Annotated in this window: 24 protein-coding genes; 12 read left to right on the top strand and 12 right to left on the bottom strand. The window is 61.9% G+C overall.

Features of this window, described 5'->3' with window-relative positions; translation table 11 throughout:
* Nucleotides 1-66: 66 nt before the first annotated feature.
* Nucleotides 67-1,248, bottom strand: a complete 1,182-nt coding sequence (gene hmpA / locus BM70_RS0122320) for an NO-inducible flavohemoprotein (protein WP_025858072.1) — start codon at nucleotides 1,246-1,248, stop codon at nucleotides 67-69.
* A gap of 147 nt (nucleotides 1,249-1,395) precedes the next feature.
* Here hmpA and norR point away from each other — a divergent pair, with 147 nt between their 5' ends.
* Nucleotides 1,396-2,919 (top strand): nitric oxide reductase transcriptional regulator NorR, encoded by a 1,524-nt coding sequence (gene norR / locus BM70_RS0122315; protein WP_025858071.1) that lies wholly within the window; start codon nucleotides 1,396-1,398, stop codon nucleotides 2,917-2,919.
* Between the two features lie 109 nt (nucleotides 2,920-3,028).
* Here the strand turns inward: norR and BM70_RS0122310 are convergent, their stop codons facing one another.
* A complete protein-coding gene (locus tag BM70_RS0122310) occupies nucleotides 3,029-3,931 on the bottom strand; it encodes a DMT family transporter (RefSeq protein ID WP_025858070.1) in 903 nt (300 codons plus the stop codon).
* Between the two features lie 138 nt (nucleotides 3,932-4,069).
* Between BM70_RS0122310 and BM70_RS0122305 the strand changes: the two genes are divergently transcribed.
* Entirely contained in the window at nucleotides 4,070-4,945 is an 876-nt protein-coding gene (locus BM70_RS0122305) for a helix-turn-helix domain-containing protein (RefSeq protein ID WP_025858069.1), read from the top strand.
* Here BM70_RS0122305 and BM70_RS0122300 read toward each other — a convergent pair.
* The 3 genes from BM70_RS0122300 to BM70_RS0122290 form a co-directional block, all read right to left on the bottom strand.
* Nucleotides 4,942-7,443: a LuxR C-terminal-related transcriptional regulator gene (locus BM70_RS0122300; protein ID WP_025858067.1), complete on the bottom strand. Its 2,502-nt coding sequence runs from the start codon at nucleotides 7,441-7,443 to the stop codon at nucleotides 4,942-4,944. The genes BM70_RS0122305 and BM70_RS0122300 overlap by 4 nt on opposite strands.
* A 234-nt stretch (nucleotides 7,444-7,677) precedes the next feature.
* Complete coding sequence (locus BM70_RS0122295; protein WP_025858066.1) at nucleotides 7,678-9,036, bottom strand: DUF1329 domain-containing protein; 1,359 nt, start codon at nucleotides 9,034-9,036, stop codon at nucleotides 7,678-7,680.
* Between the two features lie 26 nt (nucleotides 9,037-9,062).
* On the bottom strand, nucleotides 9,063-10,853 hold the full coding sequence (locus BM70_RS0122290; protein ID WP_371262177.1) for a DUF1302 domain-containing protein: 1,791 nt from the start codon (nucleotides 10,851-10,853) through the stop codon (nucleotides 9,063-9,065).
* A gap of 133 nt (nucleotides 10,854-10,986) precedes the next feature.
* Between BM70_RS0122290 and BM70_RS33375 the strand changes: the two genes are divergently transcribed.
* Nucleotides 10,987-11,208 carry a hypothetical protein gene (locus BM70_RS33375; protein WP_177326580.1) on the top strand — a complete coding sequence of 74 codons (222 nt, stop codon included), beginning with the start codon at nucleotides 10,987-10,989 and terminating at the stop codon, nucleotides 11,206-11,208.
* 127 nt (nucleotides 11,209-11,335) lie between these two features.
* Here BM70_RS33375 and BM70_RS0122285 read toward each other — a convergent pair whose 3' ends face one another.
* The 5 genes from BM70_RS0122285 to BM70_RS0122265 form a co-directional block, all read right to left on the bottom strand.
* Complete coding sequence (locus BM70_RS0122285; protein ID WP_025858064.1) at nucleotides 11,336-12,247, bottom strand: SDR family oxidoreductase; 912 nt, start codon at nucleotides 12,245-12,247, stop codon at nucleotides 11,336-11,338.
* Between the two features lie 151 nt (nucleotides 12,248-12,398).
* On the bottom strand, nucleotides 12,399-13,301 hold the full coding sequence (locus tag BM70_RS0122280; RefSeq protein ID WP_025858063.1) for an alpha/beta fold hydrolase: 903 nt from the start codon (nucleotides 13,299-13,301) through the stop codon (nucleotides 12,399-12,401).
* Nucleotides 13,301-14,083: a class II aldolase/adducin family protein gene (locus BM70_RS0122275; protein ID WP_025858062.1), complete on the bottom strand. Its 783-nt coding sequence runs from the start codon at nucleotides 14,081-14,083 to the stop codon at nucleotides 13,301-13,303. The genes BM70_RS0122280 and BM70_RS0122275 overlap by 1 nt, the downstream gene beginning before the upstream one ends.
* Before the next feature lie 150 nt (nucleotides 14,084-14,233).
* The gene (locus BM70_RS0122270) at nucleotides 14,234-14,920 is read right to left on the bottom strand and encodes an LrgB family protein (RefSeq protein WP_025858061.1); all 687 of its coding nucleotides are present in this window, start codon (nucleotides 14,918-14,920) and stop codon (nucleotides 14,234-14,236) included.
* The gene (locus tag BM70_RS0122265; protein ID WP_025858060.1) at nucleotides 14,910-15,281 is read right to left on the bottom strand and encodes a CidA/LrgA family protein; all 372 of its coding nucleotides are present in this window, start codon (nucleotides 15,279-15,281) and stop codon (nucleotides 14,910-14,912) included. Before BM70_RS0122265 ends, BM70_RS0122270 begins: the two co-directional genes overlap by 11 nt.
* Before the next feature lie 97 nt (nucleotides 15,282-15,378).
* On the opposite strand from BM70_RS0122265, the gene BM70_RS0122260 reads away from it, so the two are divergent.
* Nucleotides 15,379-16,275, top strand: a complete 897-nt coding sequence (locus BM70_RS0122260) for a LysR family transcriptional regulator (RefSeq protein WP_025858059.1) — start codon at nucleotides 15,379-15,381, stop codon at nucleotides 16,273-16,275.
* Here the strand turns inward: BM70_RS0122260 and BM70_RS0122255 are convergent.
* On the bottom strand, nucleotides 16,256-16,711 hold the full coding sequence (locus BM70_RS0122255) for a flavodoxin (RefSeq protein ID WP_025858058.1): 456 nt from the start codon (nucleotides 16,709-16,711) through the stop codon (nucleotides 16,256-16,258). The genes BM70_RS0122260 and BM70_RS0122255 overlap by 20 nt on opposite strands.
* A gap of 129 nt (nucleotides 16,712-16,840) precedes the next feature.
* On the opposite strand from BM70_RS0122255, the gene BM70_RS0122250 reads away from it, so the two are divergent.
* Both BM70_RS0122250 and BM70_RS0122245 read left to right on the top strand, forming a co-directional pair.
* On the top strand, nucleotides 16,841-17,308 hold the full coding sequence (locus BM70_RS0122250; RefSeq protein WP_025858057.1) for a PAS domain-containing protein: 468 nt from the start codon (nucleotides 16,841-16,843) through the stop codon (nucleotides 17,306-17,308).
* A 65-nt stretch (nucleotides 17,309-17,373) separates the two neighbouring features.
* Nucleotides 17,374-17,979, top strand: coding sequence for a hypothetical protein (locus BM70_RS0122245; protein WP_025858056.1), 606 nt, complete (start codon nucleotides 17,374-17,376; stop codon nucleotides 17,977-17,979).
* A gap of 2 nt (nucleotides 17,980-17,981) precedes the next feature.
* On the opposite strand, the gene BM70_RS0122240 is transcribed toward BM70_RS0122245, so the two are convergent.
* On the bottom strand, nucleotides 17,982-18,941 hold the full coding sequence (locus BM70_RS0122240) for a MerR family transcriptional regulator (RefSeq protein WP_043274332.1): 960 nt from the start codon (nucleotides 18,939-18,941) through the stop codon (nucleotides 17,982-17,984).
* A 213-nt stretch (nucleotides 18,942-19,154) separates the two neighbouring features.
* Between BM70_RS0122240 and BM70_RS0122235 the strand changes: the two genes are divergently transcribed.
* Genes BM70_RS0122235 through BM70_RS0122210 form a run of 6 tightly spaced genes read left to right on the top strand, consistent with a single transcriptional unit; the run spans nucleotide 19,155 to nucleotide 22,091 of the window.
* Complete coding sequence (locus tag BM70_RS0122235) at nucleotides 19,155-19,715, top strand: antibiotic biosynthesis monooxygenase (protein ID WP_025858054.1); 561 nt, start codon at nucleotides 19,155-19,157, stop codon at nucleotides 19,713-19,715.
* A gap of 57 nt (nucleotides 19,716-19,772) precedes the next feature.
* On the top strand, nucleotides 19,773-20,483 hold the full coding sequence (gene folM, locus BM70_RS0122230) for a dihydromonapterin reductase (protein ID WP_025858053.1): 711 nt from the start codon (nucleotides 19,773-19,775) through the stop codon (nucleotides 20,481-20,483).
* 22 nt (nucleotides 20,484-20,505) lie between these two features.
* Nucleotides 20,506-21,066 (top strand): GTP cyclohydrolase I FolE, encoded by a 561-nt coding sequence (gene folE / locus BM70_RS0122225; protein WP_025858052.1) that lies wholly within the window; start codon nucleotides 20,506-20,508, stop codon nucleotides 21,064-21,066.
* A 2-nt stretch (nucleotides 21,067-21,068) separates the two neighbouring features.
* A complete protein-coding gene (folX, locus tag BM70_RS0122220) occupies nucleotides 21,069-21,440 on the top strand; it encodes a dihydroneopterin triphosphate 2'-epimerase (RefSeq protein ID WP_003176029.1) in 372 nt (123 codons plus the stop codon).
* Nucleotides 21,441-21,463: 23 nt separating this feature from the next.
* Nucleotides 21,464-21,760, top strand: coding sequence for a DUF1244 domain-containing protein (locus tag BM70_RS0122215; protein ID WP_025858051.1), 297 nt, complete (start codon nucleotides 21,464-21,466; stop codon nucleotides 21,758-21,760).
* On the top strand, nucleotides 21,753-22,091 hold the full coding sequence (locus BM70_RS0122210) for a HopJ type III effector protein (RefSeq protein WP_025858050.1): 339 nt from the start codon (nucleotides 21,753-21,755) through the stop codon (nucleotides 22,089-22,091). Before BM70_RS0122215 ends, BM70_RS0122210 begins: the two co-directional genes overlap by 8 nt.
* Nucleotides 22,092-22,224: the final 133 nt, after the last annotated feature.

The raw sequence follows: 22,224 nt of genomic DNA, 5'->3' as shown, positions 1-22,224 counted from the left end.
AGACTGCGATCCAATGTGGGAGCCGGGCTTGCCCGCGATGATGCCGACTCGGTTTAACGTCGAACCTTATTCCAGCGCCGCAGCCGGGCCGAAGAACTCATACCGGCTTTGCTTCTCCGGCACACCCAACGCTTTAAGGTGGCGCTTGATCGCAGCCATGAAGCCTTTAGGGCCGAGGAAGTAGGCATCGATGTCGCGCTGCTCGGGCAACCAGGCGGCCAGTTGGTCCTGGCTCAGCAGGCCGACCTTGTCCGCTGCGGGGCTCACGCCATCGTCTTCGGTGTAGCAGTAGTAGCGCTTGAGCTGCGGATGTTTGGCCGCCAGGGTGTCTACCCAGTCGCGGAACGCATGCACCCCGCCATTACGCGCGCAGTGGATGAAATGCACCGGGCGCTGAGTGGCCAGGGCGGCTTCGAGCATCGGCAAAGTGGGCGTGATGCCGACCCCGCCGCTGATCAGCACCAGCGGTTTGTCGCTGGCCGCCAGGGTGAACTCACCCGACGGCGGGAACAGGTCGATGGTCGCCCCGACATGCAGCTGGTCGTGCAGGTAGTTGGACACCCGCCCACCGGCTTCACGCTTGACGCTGATGCGGTACAGCCCGGCATCGGTCAGGGCCGACAGGGAATAGTTGCGGCGCACTTCCTCGCCCTCCAGCACCAGCTTCATGCCGATATATTGGCCCGGTGCCGCAGCGAGGATCGGGCCGTTGTCCACTGGGGCGAAATAGAAGGAGATGATCTCGTCGCTCTCCTCCACGCGCTTGACCAGCAGGAACGGCCGCGCCCCCCGCCAGCCACCGGGCGCCTGGGCTTTCTCTGCATAGATCGCCGCCTCGGCGCCGATCAGGATGTCCGCCAGTTGGCCGTAGGCCGCGGCCCAGGCACTCATCACCTCCGGCGTGGCGATCTCACTGCCCAGCACTTCGGAAATCGCGCGCAGCAGGCAGGCTCCGACGATCGGGTAATGCTCCGGCAGGATCTGCAGGGCCACGTGCTTGTTGATGATCTTGGCCACCAGGTCGCCCAGCTGGTCCAACTGGTCGATGTGCCGTGCGTACATCAACACGCCATTGGCCAGCGCACGGGGCTGGTCGCCGCTGGCCTGGTGGGCCTGGTTGAACAGCGGACGCACCTCTGGGTATTGCGCGAGCATCATGCGGTAGAAATGGGTGATCAGCGCTTCACCGCCGCTTTCCAGCAGGGGCACGGTGGATTTGACGATGGCACGGTCTTGGGCACTAAGCATGGGAGCCTCCTGGGCGTATTTACGGATTACCCTTGCTTACTCAGTATTCGTGCCAACTTATTAATCGTTACTTTTCAATGGCTTAAATTAATCGTAGTCAGTATGACTTCCTACACTTTATAGTCACAAGGACTACAAGGAGTCATTATGACTGCACAATCGCTGCTCACCACCCTGCTGCCTCTGGTCGCCGACCTGTCCCGCGAGCTGCCCGAAGGCGAGCGTTACCGCCGCCTGTTGCAGGCCATGCGCGCCCTGCTGCCCTGCGATGCCGCCGCCTTGTTGCGCCTGGACGGTGACTGGCTGGTGCCGCTGGCGGTGGATGGCTTGAGCGCCGACACCTTGGGCCGGCGCTTCAAGGTCAGCGAGCATCCGCGTTTTGCCGTGCTGCTGAGCAGCCCTGGCCCCACGCGCTTTGACAGTGACAGCGAATTGCCCGACCCCTACGACGGCCTGGTGGATGGCCTGCATGGTCATCTGGAAGTGCACGATTGCATGGGCTGCCCGTTGTTCGTCGACGACCGGCCCTGGGGCCTGCTGACCCTGGATGCCCTCGATACCGAGCGTTTCGAGCGCGTGGAACTGGACGCCCTGCAAGCCTTCGCCAGCCTTGCCGCCGCCACCGTGAACGTCGCCGAACGTATCGAACGCCTGACCCTGCGCGCCGAAATCTATCGCGAGGCCAGCGGCCAGCAGCACAAGGAAATGATCGGCCAGAGCAAACCCCACAAGCGCCTGGTGGAAGAGATCAAGCTGGTGGGCGGCAGTGACCTCACCGTGCTGATCACCGGTGAAACCGGGGTGGGCAAGGAACTGGTGGCCCAGGCCATCCACGCCACCTCAACCCGCGCCGACAAGCCGTTGATCAGCCTCAACTGCGCCGCCCTGCCGGAAACCCTGGTGGAGAGCGAGTTGTTCGGCCATGTGCGCGGCGCCTTTACCGGCGCCTTGAACGAACGCCGCGGCAAATTCGAACTGGCCAATGGCGGCACCTTGTTCCTGGACGAAGTGGGCGAACTGTCGCTGACCGTGCAAGCCAAGCTGCTGCGGGTGCTGCAAAGCGGCCAATTGCAGCGCCTGGGTTCGGACAAGGAACATCAGGTGGACGTGCGCCTGATCGCCGCCACCAACCGCGACCTGGCTGACGAGGTCCGCAACGGCCGCTACCGCGCCGATTTCTACCACCGCCTCAGCGTGTACCCGCTGCAAGTGCCGGCGCTGCGCGACCGCGGGCGCGATGTGTTGCTGCTGGCCGGTTTCTTCCTCGAACAGAACCGTTCACGCATGGGCCTGGGCAGCCTGCGCCTGAGCAGTGATGCCCAGGCGGCGCTGCTGGCCTATAACTGGCCAGGCAATGTGCGAGAGCTGGAACATTTGATCGGACGCAGCGCACTCAAAGCCCTGGGAAACTGTCGCGAACGTCCGAAGATTCTGAGCCTGAATGCCCAGGAGCTGGACCTGCCCGATGTCAGCACACCGCTGATCGAAGCGCCGGCCGACACCGCGCTCGTCGTCACCGGCGACCTGCGCCAGGCCACCGAGCACTACCAGCGCCAAGTCATCAGCGCCTGCCTGGAACGTCACCAGCACAACTGGGCCAGCGCCGCCCGCGAACTCGGGTTGGACCGTGCCAACCTAGGCCGCATGGCCAAGCGCCTCGGAATGAAGTAGTAAGATCAGCCCAATCGAAATGTGGGAGCTGGCTTGCCTGCGATAGCGGTGAACCCGTCAAAGATAAGCCGGCTGACACTCCGCCATCGCAGGCAAGCCAGCTCCCACACTAGACAGCCTTCGCGTTGAAAACCGGGCTCGTAACCTTAGGCTTACGAAACACCAACACATTCCCCAACATCACCAACACCAACCCCACCAGCGCCGGTGCGGTCCACTGGTACCCTTCGGCAAACGCCGAGACGTTCAGCGCTACAACCGGGAACAGCACCGTGCAATACGCCGCCCGCTCCGGCCCCATGCGCCCGACGAGCGTCAGGTACGCGGTAAAGCCAATCACCGACCCAGGAATCACCAGGTACCACAGCGCACCGAGGTAGCGCGCGCTCCAGTCCATCTCAAACGGAATACCGCGCACCAGGCAGTAAGTCGCCAGCATCAACGCCCCATACAACATGCCCCAGGCATTGGTGGTCAGCGGCTTGAGCCCGGCCTTCTGCTGCAGGCTCGAGAGCATATTGCCGGCCGAGAAACACATAGTCCCCAGCAATGCCAAACCCAAGCCGAGCAGGGTCTGCGGACTGGCGGTGTGCCCGACCAGCTCCGGCCAGAACAGCAGGCCCAAGCCCGCCAGCCCCAGGCCACCCCCCATCAACACATTGCGCGCCACCCGCTGGCCGAAAAACACCCGTGCGTTCAGCGCGTTCCACAGCGTAGCCGTGGAAAACACCACCGCCACCAACCCGCTGGGGATCCACTGGCTGGCCGTGAGAAAGCACATGAAGTTGACGCAGAACAGGCACAACCCCTGGGCCAGGCAGATCAAGTGCCCGCGCCGGTTCATCACCTGCAACTTGCGGCTGAGCAGCAACAGCGCAAACAGCAGCAGCGCCGCCAGGCCGAAGCGATAGACGATGGACACAGGAATCGCCACCACGCCCAGTTGCCATTTGAGGGCGATCCAGGTGGTGCCCCAGATCAGCACAGTGAGTAAATACAGGGAAAGGTTCATAGCGGGCTCCATCGATTGAGCCACAGTGTGGACCCCAACCCGTGGCGCGCTCTTGCACAATCTTGCGCTTTTGTCGGGTCATGGGATCACAGCGCGAGCCGCGGGGAGTAGGATGCAAGACGTCGGAGAGTACGAACCATGCCTGATCTGGAATCCCTGCAAGTCTTCCAAGCCCTCAACCGCTCGCCCAACGCACGCCTGGAAGCCTGCGCCGAGCTCGGTGACGGCTTGTCTGCGGCCTTGTGGAGCAACCATCACGACTCGCAGGACTACCAGGCGCCGACACACCACACCTTGTCGTGCTACATCGGCGGCGGCACCGGCACCTTTCGGCGCGACCAACCCGGCACCAAGGGCGGACCGGACAAACTGTGCATCCTGCCGGCCGAACATCAGTCGGCCTGGGTGATCAACGGCGAGATTCGCCTGGCCCACGTGTATTTCAGCCCGGAGCAATTTGCCTTGGGTTGCGTCACCCTGCTCGACCGCGAACCGCGCACCTTGCAACTGCGCGAAAGCACCTTCCTGGAAGATCCCAGCCAGGCCCGGCGCTTTCACCAGTTGATCGCATTGAACTGGCACGAACCCGCCGAGCGCCTGCTGACCAGCAGCCTGGCCCATGAAATGCTCAGCCACACTCTGCTCAGCCAAGTCGGCGCCCGCGAAGGATTACGCCTCAAAGGCGGGCTGGCGGCGCACCAGCGGCGGTTGTTGGTGGAGTACATCGACCAGCACCTGGAAGACCCGATCAGCCTCGGGCAACTGGCCGGGATGTGTGCGCTGTCCGAATACCATTTCGCGCGGATGTTCCGCCAAAGCTTCGGCCTGCCGCCCCATCAATACCTGCTGGCGCGCCGCCTCACCCGCGCCCAGGCCCTGCTGCGCGGCGCCGCCCTGCCCTTGAGCGAGATTGCGTTGATGTGCGGCTTCTCCAGCGCCAGCCACTTCACCCATCGCTTCCGCCAAGCCATGGGCGCGACACCCGGTGAATATCGCCAGGCGTTCTGCGCTTAGGCCATCAACCCCAGGGTCTTGGCCTTGGCCACTGCTTGTGTGCGTCGCTCCACACCCAGCTTGCTGTGGATGCGCCGCGCATGGGTCTTGACCGTGTGCAGGGAGATGAACAGGCGGTCGGCGATTTCCAGGTTGGAGTTGCCAAGGGCGATCAGTTGCAGCACTTCCAGTTCGCGCTGGCTCAGGGGGCTTTCCACCACCCCCGGTGCCGACGCCTGTGGCTCCAGCCCCAGCTCACTCAACAAGCCCGGCGAACGCAACCGCAGCTCGCGAATCGCCTGCTGCACCTGGCAGCGTGACGCCAGCTCCAGCCCGGTTTGCAGCGAACGGCGCGCCAGCACGGGGTCGCCGATTTGCCAGGCGACTTCGCCCAGCACCAAGTGCAGTTCGGTTTCCAGGCAGAGCATGCCGCGCTGGTGAGTGGCGTGCAGCAAGGCCGTGAGCCGCTCCACCGGTTGATCCGCGCAGCCCAGTTTCACTTCCGCCAGCACCAGCAGGTATTCCAGGCGCGGGATCAGCTCCAGAGTGGCCGGCGGCGCTTGCTTGGCCTGGGGTCCACGGAAGTGGCGAAGGACGCGACGCACCGCCTCCACCGTGAGTTCGGCACGCCCCTGTTGCAGCCAGAAATGCCCGCTGATCAACAGCAACACTGCGCGATACACCGTGTCGGGGACTTGGCGTTGCTGCATCAAGCGTTCGGCCTCGCGCAGTTGCACAAAGGCCTGGGCGTAATCGCCACGGTTGGCCGCCAGCAAGGCCAGGCCGAGAAACCCGTAGAGCACGCGTTTGTCCTGGCTGTGCAGGCACATCGCCAAGCCTGTTTCGAAACAGTCGGCGGCCAGGCTGTCTTGCCCCTGGCGCAGTGCCAGATGCCCGCGCCGAAGGGCGATGCGCCCGACCAGGGGCCCGGCCGTGAGCCGCTGCTCGAGTAACATCGCCTGCACGTTTTCCAGCAGGCTTTGTGCTCGGTAAGGCGCGCCACGCTGTTCCAGCAACTGCGCGTGATCCAATTCGAGCAGTGCCTCCAGCAGCAACGAGCCATGGGCGCGGGCCAGGCACAATGCTTCACGGTTGAGGGCCTGGGCCACGTCCAACTCACCGCGCAGCAAGGCTTGCTGGGTCAGCCCCGACAGGCACATGAGCCGCGACGTCCAGGCACTGTCGGGCAAGGCCTGCAGCGCTTCGAGAAAATGTTCGCGAGAACGCTCGGCATCGCCGCCCAAGTGCAGCAGCCAGCCCCACTGCGCCTGCCCGCGCGCCAGCAGGTAGCGCTGCTGCGCCGCCGTCGGTTGCGGAGTGAAGCGCGCCAACTGTTCGATGCATTGCGCGGCCTGGTCGAAGCGCCCGGCGAACAGCAACGCCGCCGTCACCAACCCGACCAGTTGCGCCGAGCCGAGCATCAATTCATCGCCATGCTGTTCATGCAGGCGCAACAGCAACACCGCGTTCTGCTGGCGGAACAGGTCCTCGAAACTGAAGTGCTGCAACAGGCTCACTGCCACTTCATATTCTTCGGCCAACAATGCGTGTTCAAACGCTGCCTGCCAGTCCTGTTCGCCAGTGAACCATTGGCAGGCGCGACGGTGCCATGAGCGTTTGGCGGGCCAGGGCTCATCGCGCAGCAATCGTGCGAACGGTGGAAAGACCTGCAACCATTCCGTGTCCTCCCAAGGCTGGATAAACGCACCGAGCGCCTGCAGATCGCGCAGGTACTGGTCACCGTCGCCATGGCCGAACAGGTGCTCGCACAACCCCGGGTTGAAGCGCGGCAGATGGGCCAGCACGCGCCAGGCTTCGGCCAGTTCGGGCGGCAACGTACTGAACAGCTCGTGCTGCAAGTAATCGAGCAAGGTCTTTTCCGGGTGAGCGTCCCCGAGCAGGGCGATGCGCACGCCGGCACACCAGCCGGCACTGAACTGCAACACACTGTCGACGGATTGCCCCGGGGCGTGGATGAGCAGTTGTTGGATCTCGGCCGGGGTGAACGCCAGGTCGGCGCCGCACTCCAGCAGTTCATCGTCCAGCAGCAACCGCGGCCAGTTGCACATCGGCCGGCGCCGCGCCCCCAGCCACCAGGTCAGCGCAGGGCTGCTGACGGTGAGCAGACGATCAAGCAGCGCGTCGGTTTCGGCTGTGGGCAAGCGACAGAAATCATCGACAAACAACCATGCCGGGGTCTGCCAGCGAGCAAGGTCCAGCAGCAGCGTCGCTTCATCGGTGAACGTCAGGCCGAGGCTCTGCGCCAGGCGCAGGCATAAATCGGTCGGGCTCAGGGCAGCACCATTGAGCGGCAACCAGTGCACCTGGCAACCGACCGGCGCCTGCAACGCACACTCGGCGAGCAATGCACTCTTGCCACTGCCGCCCGGGGCGCAGAGCAATTTGACCCTGACCTGCGCCGCCAGCAAAGGCTCGGCCAAACGTGGGCGCAGCAAATGGTGGGCGGACAGCCGAGGCATGAATCCAGGACGGTCCAGGCAGCGTGTCATGGCGGTCATTGCTGCATCCTGCGTTCTTATTGTTATGCAACCTGGCGCCTACCCTAGTCCTGTGGCCGGCGGTTGTTGAAGAAGTATTCAGCAGGGTGATTGACGAGCATAAAATTCAAGGCATTCACAACCCAATGTGGGAACGGGCTTGCTCGCGAAGGCGGTGGATCAGTCTAGGCATTCGGTGACTGACACGGCGCATTCGCGAGCAAGCCCACATTGGAGTTGCATTTCACATCGGGATCAGCGCACGCCTTCGGCCCTCAACGCCGCCGGCGTGTAGTCCGCCGCCTTGGCATCGAAGCCAAACACGAAGCTGCTCTTCTCTTCGTTCTTCATGCCCAGCGCGATATAGCGCCCGGCGATGATGTCGTACAGCGTTTCCACGGTGTAGGCCGGCACCTGGTGGTCGTAGTAGAACTGCGCATGGCCTTCGGCGACACGCCACAATTGGCCACGGCCGTCGTAGTGATCCACCAGCGCGACTTGCCAGCTGTCTTCGTCGATGTACATGTGGCGCTTGGCGTAGATGTGCCGCTCACTCGGCTTGACCGTGCCCACCACTTCCCACACGCGGTGCAGCTCGTAACGGGTGAGGTCCTGGTTGATATGCCCGGCCTTGATGATGTCGTCGTACTTGAGCGTCGGCGAATCGAGCTTGTAGCTGTTGTAAGGAATGTACATCTCTTTTTTGCCGACCAGCTTCCAGTCATAGCGATCGGGGGCGCCAGAGAACATGTCGAAGTTATCGGTGGTGCGCAGGCCATCGGAGGCGGTGCCTGGGCCGTCGTAGGACACTTGCGGCGCGCGGCGCACGCGACGCTGACCGGCGTTGTAGATCCAGGCCAGGCGTGGCTCTTTAACTTGGTCGAGGGTTTCGTGCACCAATAGCACGTTACCCGCCAGGCGTGCCGGGGCGGTCACCGATTGCTTGAAAAAGCTCAGCACGTTGGCGGCCTTGACCGGGTCAATGTCCGGAATGGCTTGCGGCACCGCCACTTCTTCCTCGAAGCGGATCGGCGTGTAGCTGCCGTTGGTCTGCGGGGTGGCCTGGGTGATGATGCGCCGCAGGTTGCCGCCGTGATAACGGGTGATGTGGTTCCACAGCACCTCCACGCCATTCTTGGGAATCGGGAACGCGTAGTAGCGGTTGCCGGTGAAATTCTCCAGGCCGTTGCCATCATTGATCGCCTTGACGTTCAGCGCGCTGCGCTTGATCGACTCGTAGATCTCCGGCGGCAGGTTGACCGTACGGTGGCTCGGGTACACCGGGATCTTGTAGGTCTCGGGGTAGCGCTTGAACATCGCCACCTGGCCATCGGAGAGTTTGTCCTTGTACTTGTCGACGGTGGCCGCGGTGATCACGAACAGCGGCTTTTCACTGGCAAACGGGTCGGCCAGGAAGCCCTTGCTGTCCACCGCGCCGGCGTTCTTCGGGATGCCACCGGTCCAGGCCGGGATCGAGCCGTCGGCGTTGCCGGCTTTTTCGGCGCCCACCGGGGTCAGGGTGGTACCGAGCTTGGCGGCCTCGTCCGGTGACACGGCTGCCATCACATGGGCGGCCAGGAGGCTGAGGGCCATTACCGCAAATATCTTACGCATAGAGTCTTGTCCTTCTTTAAGCCAAATCAGAAGTTCACGCCGAAGCTGAGGGCGAGGAAGTCGCGGTCGGTCAGGGTGTTGTAGTCACCGCCAAAGAAGTCGGTGTAGCTGAGGCTGGCGGTGTAGGTATTGCGGTAGTCCGCGTCCACACCGACGCTGATCGCCTTGGCGCCTTTGTTGAACAGGCCGTTGGGACCGTAGCCGGCTACGTCATGGGACCAGGACAGGTTGGGCTTGAGGTTGATCCCGGCAATCACGTTGTTGTAGTCCAGGATCGCCCGCGCGCGGTAGCCCCAGGAGGTGGAGGTGACGAAACCGTCGGTGTCACCCTGGAAACCGTAGGCGCCGTACACCGAGTCACGGCCATAGCGAAGTTTGGATTTATCCTCCAGGCCTGCGACATGGACGATGGCCGCTTCACCGACCACTGTGAGCCGTTCGGCCCCCAGGACCTGGTCGAAGAACTGGGTCATGGTGCTTTGGATCTGAGTGATCTCTTTACGACGATAGCCTTTGTTATCGTCGCCGAAGTTGCTGCGGATGGGAGAAGCCAGTTGGCCGGCGACCGGGTTGATCAGGGCCAGGGTCAAATCGGTAGTATTGAGTTGCACCGGGGCATTGGGCCGGTAGCTGATCTCACCGGTCCACGCCGTGCCGGTGGGCAAGGTGGTGGAGAAGCTGGCACCGAACAGGCGGATATCTTCCGGGTAGTCGAGGTAGTACTGGCCGCGACCGAGCATAAGGCTCTGGACCAAACCTGCGCCGGAGCCAGGCACGATGCCGTTGGCTGCGCCGGAGATGCCGCCGAGGGTAGCCAGGCTGGTGTTGTTGGTGATGGTGCCGACCGTTGGCGTACGGCTGTGATAGTTCATGAAATACAGGCCGTACTCGGTGTCATCCCCCAGCCAGCGCAAGGCGGCGCCGAACTGACCGGAATCACGGGCATCACGGTCGCCGGCGCGGCGTACGATCACCCCCTCATTAGTCACGCCAAACCCTTGGCCAAATGCCGCGGCCACAGGTTGCAAGGGCGCAATCGCCGGGTTCCCCACGGTGTAGTTATTGGTGCACCCGTCTGCCGCCACATCGCCACCGAAGAAGGTGCCGCAGTTATCCAGCACCGTCTGGTCCCACTCCAACTGGTAGAAGCCTTCCACCGTCAGTTGGTTGGTGAGGCTCTGGGATGCGAACAGCATGTTGACCGGGATCAGCCCTTCCTTGATCTCGGCGCCGGGACGACGGAAGGCCGACACGTCAATCGGGTTGATGCTGTTGATGGAATTGCCGATGAAGGTACTTTCGCCCCAACTCACGACCTGCTTGCCCGCACGCACGGTGCCCGGCAGATCGCCCAGCGAGTAGTTGTGATACACGAACGCATCGAGAATCTGTGCGCCGCTGGATTTGGCGCCTTCCTTGCGGTTGTGGTCGCTGATCGGCTTGAACTCGCGGTCTTCGTCCTTGAGCTCGAAGTCGTACCAGTACTTGCCGCGTACGAACACGCCTGTGTCGCCGTACTTCAACTCAAGGTCGTGCAGGCCTTTGAATATCTTGGAGAAGGTCTCGCCCTTCTTGAAGTTCAGGCGCCCGTCATCCCCCGTGGAAGCCTGGCCGGTGCCACCATTCACGGTGCCCACCAGCTTCTTGTCGGCATCGCGCATCCCCCAACTCGCGCCCACCGACAGCGAAGAATCGAATTGCCCTTCGATCTCGCCAATGTTGAACGAAACAGCCTGTGCCTGGGCACAGCAACCCAACGCAACCGCAGCGGCCAGCGCCTGTGGCCTGAAGATGGCGCGCATTGTTGTTTTTGTCATGCGTCTTCCCCGGTGAGTGACAGAAGGCCCCACCCTACTGCCGCCCATCAGGAGCGATAAGCGCACCAAGGAGGGATTCGTGTTGTCGCTCGAAAGGATGACTGGCCGCTCTGGCCGGGGTCTGGACGCACGCATGCGTCAGGTGGATGGCGGGCTATCAGGAGCATGGATGGGGCGCGTTGCTACTGTTGCCGATTTGGCAACAGTCCTTGTCATGAATCGGCATTACTCATTTTGTAACAAGCGGCTATTCTTACCGGGCTTTCAGGGCAAACGGCCCGCTTCCGCAACGCGAAGAAAAGCCAGATTCAAATGGATTGAAGCCTGTTTTCAATCTGTTGCCGGTGTTCACTGACGTTGATTTATCGCTCCTTGATCCAACGTCTTACTTCAGCCGCTGCGTTTGCAGCGGCTTTTTTTTGCCCGAAATAAAACGGGACGCTATCAGCGCCCCGCAGGATTCAAGCTTTTTCAAGCAACGATCACAGGCTGTATTTCTGCAAATTGGCCATCATTTCCTTCAAGGCCTCGATATTGTCCTTGGGGTGCGCGGCGCCTTCGAAGTCGCAGATCTGCTGCCAGTGTGCAGCCACGTCCTCGGGCGAAAAGCCGGCCTCCGGGTCAAAGCCCACACCCAGGCTGCGCTCCCAGCGGGTCTTGCCGATCCAGCCACCGCCCACTTCAAACAGCCCCGAGGTTTCCTGGCATGCCTCGCTGCCCAGGTACACCACCAGCGGGCTGACCAGCTCCGGCTTGAGGCGCTCGAACACTTGCGGCGGGATCAGGCCTTCGGTCATCCGCGTACCACCGGTGGGGGCGATGGCGTTGACCAGGATGTTGTTCTTGCGCCCTTCCAGCGCCAGGGTGCGGGTCAGCCCGTACAGGCCGAGCTTGGCCATGCCGTAGTTGGACTGGCCGAAGTTGCCGTAAATGCCCGAGGTGGACGCGGTAAAGATCACCCGGCCGTAACCTTGCTCGCGCAGATGGGGCCAGGCGGCGCGGGTGACCTTGTAGGCACCTTCGACATGCACCTGGTAAACCAGATCCCAGTCGCTGTCGTCCATTTTGTGGAAGGTCTTGTCGCGCAGGATGCCGGCGTTGTTGACTACCACGTCGACACGGCCAAAGGCGTCGAGGGCGTTCTGCACGATCTTGTCACCGTCGGTGACAGAGTCATGGTTGGCCTCGGCGATGCCGCCGGCTTCACGGATTTCGGCCACTACACGGTCAGCGGCCGAAGCGTTGGCGCCTTCGCCCTGGGTGGAGCCCCCCAGGTCGTTGACCAGCACTTTGGCGCCATGTTTAGCGAATAACAGCGCATGGGCCCGGCCCAATCCGCCGCCGGCACCGGTGACGATCACGACCTTATCCTGGAACTGCACTGACTCACTCATACCGAACTCCAATGGCGACAATGGGAATGGGTCGAGTGTCAGGCACGGGGGCGCTGGTCACAATAGATACGGCTGGGGCTGAATAGTGCTCGATAAGGCTGGGGGATAATTGCCCACCTGACGGTAGGAGCGAGCAAGCTCGCGCCTACCGTCAGGAATAGGCCATTCGCGACGCCGGCTGCCCGACTCGATCACGAAACGCCAAGTAGTGCTTGAGCACCAGCGCTGGCGCTTCGATCTGCGGGTAGTGACCAATATTGGCCAGCAGCACCGTGTCGGCGTGGGGCACCAACTCATGGTAACGCTCCACCATGTGGGCGCCGGAGATCGGATCGATCTCGCCATCGATCACCCGCAGCGGCACTCCCCCCTGTTGCATGGCGTCCACCCAACGATCGCGCAGGCGCCGTCGCTGGGGAATATAGGCAATGAGTTTGTGCAGGATGCGCGTACCTTCATGACAGTCGATCAGGCTCCAGAAATCATCCAGGGCGCTCTCGCTGGGGCGGGTATCGGGGCCGAAGATCTGATTGAAGCTGTTCGCCAGAGCATTGCGCCCGAAGGCGCGGCCGATCATCCAGCCCAAGGGGCTGAGCAACAGTTTTTGTACCAGCGCCGGGCGATGGGTTTCGGGGAACAGCCCACCGTTGAGAAACACACAGCTGGCCATATGGAAGCGACCTTCGTAATGCCGCGCCAGCAGTTCCTGGGCAACGCTGTCGCCGTAGTCGTGGGCCAGCACGTGCACCGGTTGCTCCACGCGCAGGTGCTCCAGCAATGCCTGCTGCAAATCCGCTTGCTCCAGCAGGCAATAACCGTGATCCAGGGGTTTGGCCGAATCGCCAAAACCGAGCATGTCGCAGGCAATCACCAGGTTGCGCTGGGTCAGGGGCTGCCACAGGTAATGCCAGTCCCAGCTGGCAGTGGGGAAGCCATGGATCAACAACAACGGCTCACCCTGGCCCGCCACCCAATAGTGGATGGTGCGACCGTGGAAGTCGAACGTCTGGCTGCGCTTGCGCCAGACACTCAGCGGGATCTCGGCGAGTGGCATCAGCTTCTATACCCAGGGTCTTGAGCGTCCAACTTGCGCAGCAACGCCGGCCAGGCCAGCGCGCCCCCCATACCTTGAGCACTCTTTGTGACAGCCGCCACCATCGCCTTGGCACCGGCGAGTATCTGCGGCCCGATGGCGATCAACTCAGCGCCACCGTTTTGCGCCAGTACCTGGATATCGCAGGCGCGCTGGAAGGTAAACATCATCAAAAAGGTGTCGGCAATGGTGCTGCCGCAGGTCAGCAGACCGTGGTTATGCAGCATCAGGAAGTTGTTGTCGCCCAGGTCGGCTTGCAAACGGGCCTTCTCTTCGTGGTTCAGCGCCACGCCTTCATAGGCGTGATAGGCCAGGCTCGACAGCACGAATATCGACTGCTGGCTGATCGGCAATACACCCTGCTTCTGCGCAGCCACCGCAACACCGGAGGCGGTGTGAGTGTGCAGCACGCAGGTCACGTCGTGACGCACTTCATGGATGGCGCTGTGGATGGTGTAGCCCGCGGGGTTGATCTCGTAGGGGCTGTCCATCAGTTTGTTGCCGGCCTGGTCGACCTTGACCAGGCTCGACGCAGTGATCTCATGGAACATCAGCCCATAGGGGTTGATCAGGAAATCCTCGGTGCCCGGCACCTTGGCCGAGATATGGGTGAAGATCAGGTCATCCCAACCCTGCATCGCCACCAGGCGATAACAGGCGGCCAGGTCGACGCGGGTTTGCCATTCGGCAGCGCTGACCTGATCTTTGACATTCTGTGGCGATAGAACGGGGGCTAGGCTCACGGTAACGACCTCCTTGGCGCACTTTGTTATTGTTTTTTTGAGTGATGGGTCAGTCTAGTCAGACCTCGCGACGGCAGGAGTTGCCTTGGCAGCCAGCTTGATGACCGTACGAGTCAGCGTTGAGAATAGTTTGAATCTGCATGCGCGACGTCAGAGAAGTGCCGCCAATAAAGGCGCGGCGAACAGGTTGAGCAGGCCCGTCAGTACCATCACCAAACCGGCGACCGAACCCTCTTCGCCCCCCACTTCGTGAGCCCGGCTCACGCCCGCACCGTGGGCGCCCACACCGAACAATGCGCCGCGCGCCAGGGGGGTGCGCAGTGGCAGCCACTTGAGCAGTACGCCGCCGAGCATGGCGCCGAACACACCGGTGAACATCACGAACACCGCCGTCAGTTCCGGCACGCCGCCCAAGTCAGAGGACACCGGCATGGCGAAGGGCGTGGTGATAGAACGCGGCACCAGGGACATCGTCACCGAACTGTCCAAAGCCAACGCTTTGGCCAGGCCGAACGACGTGGCGATGGACGCAGCACTGCCTGCGATCATCCCCAGCAACAGCGCCGACCAATGCCGCGCCAGCAGCCGCCGCTGCTGCCAGATCGGTACGGCAAACGCCACGGTCACCGGGCCCAGCACCAGCATCAGCCAGTGGGTGTCGGCGGAATATTCGGCATAGGCGGTGTTCATCGGCACGGCCACCGCCAGCAACAGCACAGGCACCAGGATCAACGGCGACAGCAGGTAGCGCCCGGTGCGACGATAGATCCAGCGGCTGAAGATATACGCGCCCAGGGTCAAGGCGAGCCAGAACACCGGCATCAGTTCAAGCTTCATGGCGCAGCCTCCAGCGGCACACCAACTCCACGGTGAACGCCGTGACCAGCATCACCGCCAAGGTGCTGAAACCGATCACCAGCAGGATGCGCCAACCGTCATTGCGCAACAGGCCGCCGTAGTCCAGCAGGCTCATCAAGGCGGGGATGAAGAACAGCAGCATCTCGGCCATCAACACACCTGCGCCCAATTGCAGGGTCGCCGGTTTCACCAGGCCGCTGGCGAAGGTTGCCAACAGCAGGCCCAGGCCTACCACACCGCCCGGCACCGGCCACGCCAGCCATGTCGCCAGTTGGCAGCCGAGCAGGTAAATGGCCAATAGCACGACCAGTTCAATCAACAAGCGGGTGAAACGTTTCATGGGCTTTGGGTCCTCGCAGGCCTTCATTTTAAAGAGGCATGCCCCATCACCACAGCGAATTGTTAGACTGCCAACTATTCCAATCTGGAATTCGCCCATGGAATTCAAGCAACTGCGCAGTTTCGTCGAAGTCATCCACAGGGGTGGCTTCACCCAGGCAGGGAAAACCCTGCATATCAGCCAATCCGCCGTCAGCAAACAAGTTGCACAACTGGAACAAAGCCTTGGTACGCCACTGCTGGAGCGCACCGGCTCGCAGACCCGCCTGACCGCAGCCGGTGAGGTGGTGCTGCACCGCGCGGAGGCCATGTTGCGCTTGCAGAGCGAGTTGCTCAGCGAGCTGGATGATATGCAGCAACTGACCCGCGGCGAGTTGCGCCTGGGCCTGCCGCTATTGGCGGGCGATACATTGTTCGCCGGGTTGTTTGCCGAGTACCGCAGGCGCTACCCCAACGTCACTATCCAGTTGCTGGAAGGCGGCAGCCGTACGATCGAACACGCGATCCTCAACGGTGAGTTGGATGTGGGCGGCTGCTTGATGTCCAGTGACCCGGCATTCGCGCGGCAAGCGTTCTGTGATGAACCGCTCGACGCCCTGCTGCCGATGGAGCACCCGCTGGCACACAACGCACAGGTGCGACTGGAGGAACTGGCGGACACACCGTTCCTGATGTACCAGCGCAGCTTTGTCCTCAACGATCGGTTGATCCAGGCCTGCCAGCAAGTGGGCTTCACACCGAAGGAGATCGGCCGCAGTGGCCAGGCTGACTTTCTCGCCGCTCTTGTCGCTGCCGGCCAAGGCGTGGTGCTGCTGCCCAGCGTAGTCGCCCGTGGGCTGGTACGGCCGGGCGTGGTACGCCTCACGCTGGAGGCGCCCGAGTACCTGCGCTGGGACATTGCGTTTATCTGGCGTGAGGGCGCCTACCTGTCGAAAGCCGCCCAGGCCTGGCTGGCGTTACTGCGCGAGTTTCCGGTCAAGCGCGCAGTGCAGTGACCAACTCAGCCAGCCATGGTTCGGCGTCGGCTTCCGGGGTGACGCTTTCACTCGCGTCCAGGCGCAGCATCGGCAGCACTTCGCGCACGCCCAGTTCGGCAAACAGCTCGCGCATTTGCTCGCCTCCACCACAGAAGGTATCGCCGTAGCTGGCGTCGCCCAGGCCGATCACCGCGCCGGGCAGGCCGCGCCAGGCGGCGGGCAGTTGGTCGCGAATCGTTGAATACAGCGGTTGCAAGTTGTCGGGCAGCTCGCCCATGCCGGTGGTGGAGGTCACCGCCAGAAAGGCCTCCGGCGCAAAGGCCTGCACATCCGCCAGGCTGGCGCGGGGGTTGTGCCAGGCTTCGAAGCCGGCCTCTTTGAGGAGGTCGGCAGCGTGACGGGCAACTTCTTCAGCCGTGCCGTAGACCGAGCCGGAAAGGATGGCGACTTTCATCAATCTGATCCTGTAGTTGAGCGAAAGCCTGGGATATTAACAGCTGACGCAAATATTTCGGCGCATCCCGTGCAACATTCAGGGCATGTCATAAACTGCCAACTCTCATCACACGCCATGGACCGCTCAATGATTAACGCCAAGCTGATGCAACTGGTCGTGAACGCCTCCAACGACGGCATCGTCGTCGCCGAACGCGAAGGCAAGGACAAGCCGCTGATCTACGTCAACCCGGCATTCGAACGGCTCACCGGCTACACCCTCGATGAAATCCTTTACCAGGATTGCCGCTTCCTGCAATCGGGCGACCGCGACCAGCCGGCCCTGATGGCCATCCGTGAAGCCTTGGAGAGTGGCGGTTCCTGCCGGGAAATCCTGCGCAATTATCGCAAGGACGGCAGCCATTTCTGGAACGAGCTGTCGCTTTCGACGGTGTACAACGAGGCAGACAAGCAGACGTATTTCGTCGGCGTGCAAAAGGACGTCACCCTTCAGGTCAAGGCCCAGCAGCGTGTGACTCAACTGGAAACCGAGCTGGCCCAGGTCAAGGCCGAGTTGGCGGCGCTCAAAGCGACGAGCGGATCTAACAAAATTTAGAAAATGCGGTCTTTAGGGAGGATAATGGCATTTTAATACCCTCCCCCCCCCATTGAGTCCTATCGATGCAACGCCACGCGCTTCTGACCCAGGATGAGCTGGATTTCATTCAAAACATGCAGCACAACCCACAGCTCAACCTGCGGGATGCTTCGTCGAGCCTGACCGTCAATGGCGGTGCGCAACTGCGCGATTTGCTCACTCGACTGGCCGCCCACGACCACGTCACCCTCCAGGCGCAATTCGATAACCAGCAACTCACCTTCCCCCTGCATCTGGTGGAGGATGAGTTCCATGCGGTGCATTTGCGCCTGGGTGTGCCGAGCATTTTCGAAGACGGGCCGATGATCCGCCCGTGGCGCCTGGCGCTCGAGTCACCGGTGGCACTGGAAAACATCAAGGGCAACCCGGGCGCGTTATGGGTGCACGAGGTGTCATTCAAGGGCGTATTGGTGGAGATTCGCGGCCGGATCAAACCGCCGAAAACCTTTTCCCTGTGGTTCAGCCCGTCGGGCTATGAACGCATTGCGCTGCGCGGTACGTTCGAGCGCGAAACCGCGCGTGGGTTGTTTGCCTACCGCTTGAGCCAAAACGATGTGGATGAAACCGAGCGTCTGCGCCAGTTCATCCTGCACCAGCACCGTCTTGCCCACCCGCAAATGCACGCCTGAGCTCAGGTATCCAGGGTCCCGCCCAGAAACTGCTGCAAGCGGCGCTGCATCGAGCGACCGTCATTGCCCAGGCAGCCGATGGACGTGCCCGCCAGGTCCGCGCCTGCCAGGTCAGAAGCGACACCGGCGAGGAACAGCGGGCAATCCAGGGTCAACGCCAAGCGATTCAGGCGCCCAGCCAGGTCATGGTTGTGTGAGTGATTGGAAAAGAGGATCAGCCCCTGGGGTCGATTCTTCTCACATACCAGCGTCAACTCATCGAGCGGTTGCCCCATGGCCAGCACCTGCACGGCCAGGTCATCCCGACTCATCAACAGCGCGGCAACCAGCAACTCCAATTTGCGGCACTCCCCGGGAATAGCCGCCAGCAACACCCGTGCGGACGTCGTGGCACCCGCAAGATGCAGGCGCTGCAAAGCGCGCCCCTGCAGGAAATTGTCGAAGAACAGCCATTCACTGGCTTGGCCGAAGCGGCCCTGGTGACGCAACAGGGTGCTCCACAAAGGCATCAGGATGTCCTGGAACGCCACGCTGAGGGGATAGGTGGCGAGCACCTGGCCGTAGAGGCTCTCCAGCTGCCGGTCGTCGAAGTCACTGACAGCCTGCATCAGCCGGGCCTGCCATTGCGGCCATTCATTTTCCTCGACGGTATCCCGCTCGGCACGCACTGCGTCGGCTTGCTGATCGTCACGAGCGAGAATCTTGCCCACCTTGCTCACGGCCACACCGCGCTCGATCCAGTCGAGAATACGGTTGACCGTCTCAATATCGGTCCTGGAGTAGAGGCGATGCCCACTTTCGGTGCGCGTGGGCTGGATCAGGCCGTAACGCCGCTCCCACGCACGCAGTGTGACCGGATTGACACCTGTCAATCTCGAGACTTCCCGAATAGGCAACAACGCATCGGAATCCGAAGGGACGCCATGGGCCATTTCACGAAGAGGCGCAGTAATTTCGGGCATTTGAGGTCGGAAACATCCGTGTAAATGTGGATCCCATTTAACGCCTAATCAACTGTCCGATTCAAGCTGCCAAGCGAACCGACCAAAGTGTCTGGCGTATTTTTGCAAAACAGGAATAATCCTTGCCTGTTTTTTAGCGCGGCCGCATTACCCCGCAGCTACGCCTGTGTGCCACCTACCCGGTTCAGCGCACCCGATTACTGGAGATACACAATGTCTACCTCACCCGTCACCCTGATGGTTGCGCGCCGCGTGGCCAAGGGTCGCTACGAAGAACTGATGGCCTGGCTGCGCGAAGGCGAGCAATTGGCCACGGACTTTCCCGGCTACCTGGGCTCAGGCGTGCTCGCGCCGCCGCCCAATGATGACGAATTCCAGATCATTTTCCGCTTCGCCGACGAAAAGACCCTGCATGCCTGGGAGTTTTCCGCCTCCCGCAGCGCGTGGCTGAGCCGTGGCAGCGACTTGTTTGCAGACCCGTCCGAGCACCGCGTACGCGGCATCGATGGCTGGTTCGGCACCGTGGGTGCACGCCCGCCGCGCTGGAAGCAGGCGGTGGCGATCTGGCTGGCGTTTTTCCCGGTGTCGCTGCTGTTCAACTTCGTCCTGGGGCCGCTGCTGAGCGAACTGGACCTGGCGCCACGCGTGCTGGTCAGTACCCTCGCGCTGACGCCACTGATGGTCTACTGGTTCATCCCGCTGTCGACCCACCTGTTGGCGAACTGGCTGCATCCTGCGCCGGCACCGCGCAAGGCCACCGAAGCCGCGGCGTGAATACAGGCGGGGCCGCTCGCTGGTATAGTTTCAATCTGCCAGCGATTCGAGCCCCCCATGACTGCAACAAACGCCCCGATCCTGATCACCGGTGCCGGCCAACGTGTCGGCCTGCATTGCGCCATGCGCCTGCTGGACGACGGTCACCCGGTGATTTTCAGCTACCGCAGCGAACGCCCCGGCGTGCAGGCCTTGCGCGAACGCGGTGCGATAGGTGTGTTTGCCGACTTCTCCAGCGAGGCCGGGATTCTCGCGTTTATTGCTGAGCTGAACACCCATGCGCAAAGCCTGCGCGCGATCATCCACAATGCCTCCGCCTGGATTGCGGAAACGTCCGACGAGCACAGCCACGCGTTTACCGACATGTTCAGCGTGCACATGCTTGCGCCGTATCTGATCAACCTGCATTGTTCACCCTTGCTGCAACGCTCTTCACCCGCCGACATCGTGCATATCAGCGATGACGTGGTGCGCAAGGGCAGCCGCCAGCACATCGCCTATTGCGCCACCAAGGCCGGGCTCGACAGCCTCACGTTGTCGTTTGCCGCGCAGTTCGCGCCGTTGATCAAGGTCAACGGCATCGCGCCGGCGATGGTGATGTTCAACGACGGCGACGACGCAGCCTACCGCGCCAAGGTACTGGCCAAATCGGCACTGGGTATCGAACCCGGGCCCGAGGTGATCTACCAGAGCGTGCGTTACCTGCTGGATAACCCTTATGTCACCGGTACCACCCTGGCCGTCAACGGCGGGCGGCATATCAAGTAAGCCGTTTGTGAGGATGTGTTGTATGACCTTATCCCTGCCCCACCATTACCGCGAGATCCTCAAGGGCTTGGGCGAAGACCCCGAGCGCGAAGGCTTGCTCGACACCCCCAAGCGCGCCGCCAAGGCCATGCAATACCTGTGTCATGGCTACGAGCAGAACCTGGAAGAGATCGTCAACGGCGCATTGTTTGCCTCTGACAACGACGAGATGGTGATCCTCAAGGACATCGAGTTGTACTCGCTGTGCGAGCACCACCTGCTGCCGTTTATCGGCAAGGCCCACGTGGCCTACATCCCGACCGGCAAGGTGCTGGGCCTGTCGAAGCTGGCGCGCATCGTCGACATGTTCGCCCGTCGCCTGCAGATCCAGGAAAACCTCACACGGCAGATCGCCGACGCCATCCAGGACGTGACCCAGGCAGCCGGCGTGGCGGTGGTGATCGAGGCCAAGCACATGTGCATGATGATGCGCGGCGTGGAAAAACAGAACTCAACCATGAACACCTCGGTGATGCTCGGCGCCTTCCGCGAGTCGAACACCACGCGCATGGAGTTCCTGCAACTGATCGGACGGAGCAAGTAGCAATGCCACAACTTCAACCAGGCATGGCGCGCATCCGGGTCAAGGACCTGTGCCTGCGCACCTACATCGGCATCAACGAGGACGAAATCCTCAACAAGCAGGATGTGCTGATCAACCTGACCATCCTGTATGCCGCCCAGGAAGCCGTGCGCGACAACGATATCGACCATGCGTTGAACTACCGCACCATCACCAAGGCGATCATCGCCCACGTCGAGGGTAATCGCTTCGCACTGCTGGAGCGCCTGACTCAGGAGCTGCTGGACCTGGTGATGAGCAATGAGTCGGTGCTGTACGCCGAAGTGGAAGTGGACAAGCCCCATGCGTTGCGCTTTGCGGAGTCGGTTTCGATTACCCTGGCGGCCAGCCGTTAACCCCTGAGATGTGCGTAAACCTTATGAACGACCAACAACGCCTTGAACTCGAAGCCGCCGCTTTTCGCCGGCTGGTGGCGCATCTGGACAGCCGCAAGGATGTGCAGAACATCGACCTGATGAACCTCGCCGGTTTCTGCCGCAACTGCTTGTCGAAGTGGTACAAGGCCGAGGCCGACGAGCGCCAGATCGAGCTGAGCCTCGATGACGCCCGTGAAGTGGTGTACGGCATGCCGTACGCCGAGTGGAAAGCCCAATACCAGAAAGAAGCCAGCGCCGACCAACAGGCCGCGTTCACCAAAGGAAAAACCCATGACTGATTTGAACACCCTACGCGCCAGCCTCAACAGCGGCGAACATGTTTTTGCCGATACCCTGGCGTTTGTCGCTGCAGGTTATGAGTACCAGCCACAGGCGTTCACCAACGGCGCGGTAGAAAATGCCGCCGGGCAGAACGAAGGGTCGTGCAAGACGCTGGGACTGGCAGTGCTGGAAGGATTGAACGACCAGGAAGCGCTGCTGGCGTTTGGTGAGCATTACCGTTCGGTGGTGGCGACGCCAGAAGGCAGTGACCACGCAAACATCCGTGCATTGATCGCCCATGGCTTGGCCGGCGTAAAGTTCAGCGCACACCCCCTGACCCGCCGCTAACCCCTTGTAGGAGCCGGCTTGCCGGCGATAGGGCCCTGAGCCCGGAGGTGAGCTTTCGGACGCCATCGCCGGCAAGCCGGCTCTTACAGTGGATAACGACAGACATAAAAAAACCGGCCTCGCAGCCGGTTTT

Source organism: Pseudomonas sp. CHM02 (genome assembly GCF_000612585.1).
Lineage (GTDB): Bacteria > Pseudomonadota > Gammaproteobacteria > Pseudomonadales > Pseudomonadaceae > Aquipseudomonas.
Note: the sequence above shows the minus strand (reverse complement) of the source record. Positions and strands in the feature narration are given on the sequence as shown.

Coding starts and splice junctions, on each gene's coding strand:
- hmpA (WP_025858072.1), bottom strand. CDS start 1,248: ATGCTTAGTGCCCAAGACCGTGCCATCGTCAAATCCACCGTGCCCCTG.
- norR (WP_025858071.1), top strand. CDS start 1,396: ATGACTGCACAATCGCTGCTCACCACCCTGCTGCCTCTGGTCGCCGAC.
- BM70_RS0122310 (WP_025858070.1), bottom strand. CDS start 3,931: ATGAACCTTTCCCTGTATTTACTCACTGTGCTGATCTGGGGCACCACC.
- BM70_RS0122305 (WP_025858069.1), top strand. CDS start 4,070: ATGCCTGATCTGGAATCCCTGCAAGTCTTCCAAGCCCTCAACCGCTCG.
- BM70_RS0122300 (WP_025858067.1), bottom strand. CDS start 7,443: ATGACCGCCATGACACGCTGCCTGGACCGTCCTGGATTCATGCCTCGG.
- BM70_RS0122295 (WP_025858066.1), bottom strand. CDS start 9,036: ATGCGTAAGATATTTGCGGTAATGGCCCTCAGCCTCCTGGCCGCCCAT.
- BM70_RS0122290 (WP_371262177.1), bottom strand. CDS start 10,853: ATGACAAAAACAACAATGCGCGCCATCTTCAGGCCACAGGCGCTGGCC.
- BM70_RS33375 (WP_177326580.1), top strand. CDS start 10,987: ATGCGTCAGGTGGATGGCGGGCTATCAGGAGCATGGATGGGGCGCGTT.
- BM70_RS0122285 (WP_025858064.1), bottom strand. CDS start 12,247: ATGAGTGAGTCAGTGCAGTTCCAGGATAAGGTCGTGATCGTCACCGGT.
- BM70_RS0122280 (WP_025858063.1), bottom strand. CDS start 13,301: ATGCCACTCGCCGAGATCCCGCTGAGTGTCTGGCGCAAGCGCAGCCAG.
- BM70_RS0122270 (WP_025858061.1), bottom strand. CDS start 14,920: ATGAAGCTTGAACTGATGCCGGTGTTCTGGCTCGCCTTGACCCTGGGC.
- BM70_RS0122265 (WP_025858060.1), bottom strand. CDS start 15,281: ATGAAACGTTTCACCCGCTTGTTGATTGAACTGGTCGTGCTATTGGCC.
- BM70_RS0122260 (WP_025858059.1), top strand. CDS start 15,379: ATGGAATTCAAGCAACTGCGCAGTTTCGTCGAAGTCATCCACAGGGGT.
- BM70_RS0122255 (WP_025858058.1), bottom strand. CDS start 16,711: ATGAAAGTCGCCATCCTTTCCGGCTCGGTCTACGGCACGGCTGAAGAA.
- BM70_RS0122250 (WP_025858057.1), top strand. CDS start 16,841: ATGATTAACGCCAAGCTGATGCAACTGGTCGTGAACGCCTCCAACGAC.
- BM70_RS0122245 (WP_025858056.1), top strand. CDS start 17,374: ATGCAACGCCACGCGCTTCTGACCCAGGATGAGCTGGATTTCATTCAA.
- BM70_RS0122240 (WP_043274332.1), bottom strand. CDS start 18,941: ATGCCCGAAATTACTGCGCCTCTTCGTGAAATGGCCCATGGCGTCCCT.
- BM70_RS0122235 (WP_025858054.1), top strand. CDS start 19,155: ATGTCTACCTCACCCGTCACCCTGATGGTTGCGCGCCGCGTGGCCAAG.
- folM (WP_025858053.1), top strand. CDS start 19,773: ATGACTGCAACAAACGCCCCGATCCTGATCACCGGTGCCGGCCAACGT.
- folE (WP_025858052.1), top strand. CDS start 20,506: ATGACCTTATCCCTGCCCCACCATTACCGCGAGATCCTCAAGGGCTTG.
- folX (WP_003176029.1), top strand. CDS start 21,069: ATGCCACAACTTCAACCAGGCATGGCGCGCATCCGGGTCAAGGACCTG.
- BM70_RS0122215 (WP_025858051.1), top strand. CDS start 21,464: ATGAACGACCAACAACGCCTTGAACTCGAAGCCGCCGCTTTTCGCCGG.
- BM70_RS0122210 (WP_025858050.1), top strand. CDS start 21,753: ATGACTGATTTGAACACCCTACGCGCCAGCCTCAACAGCGGCGAACAT.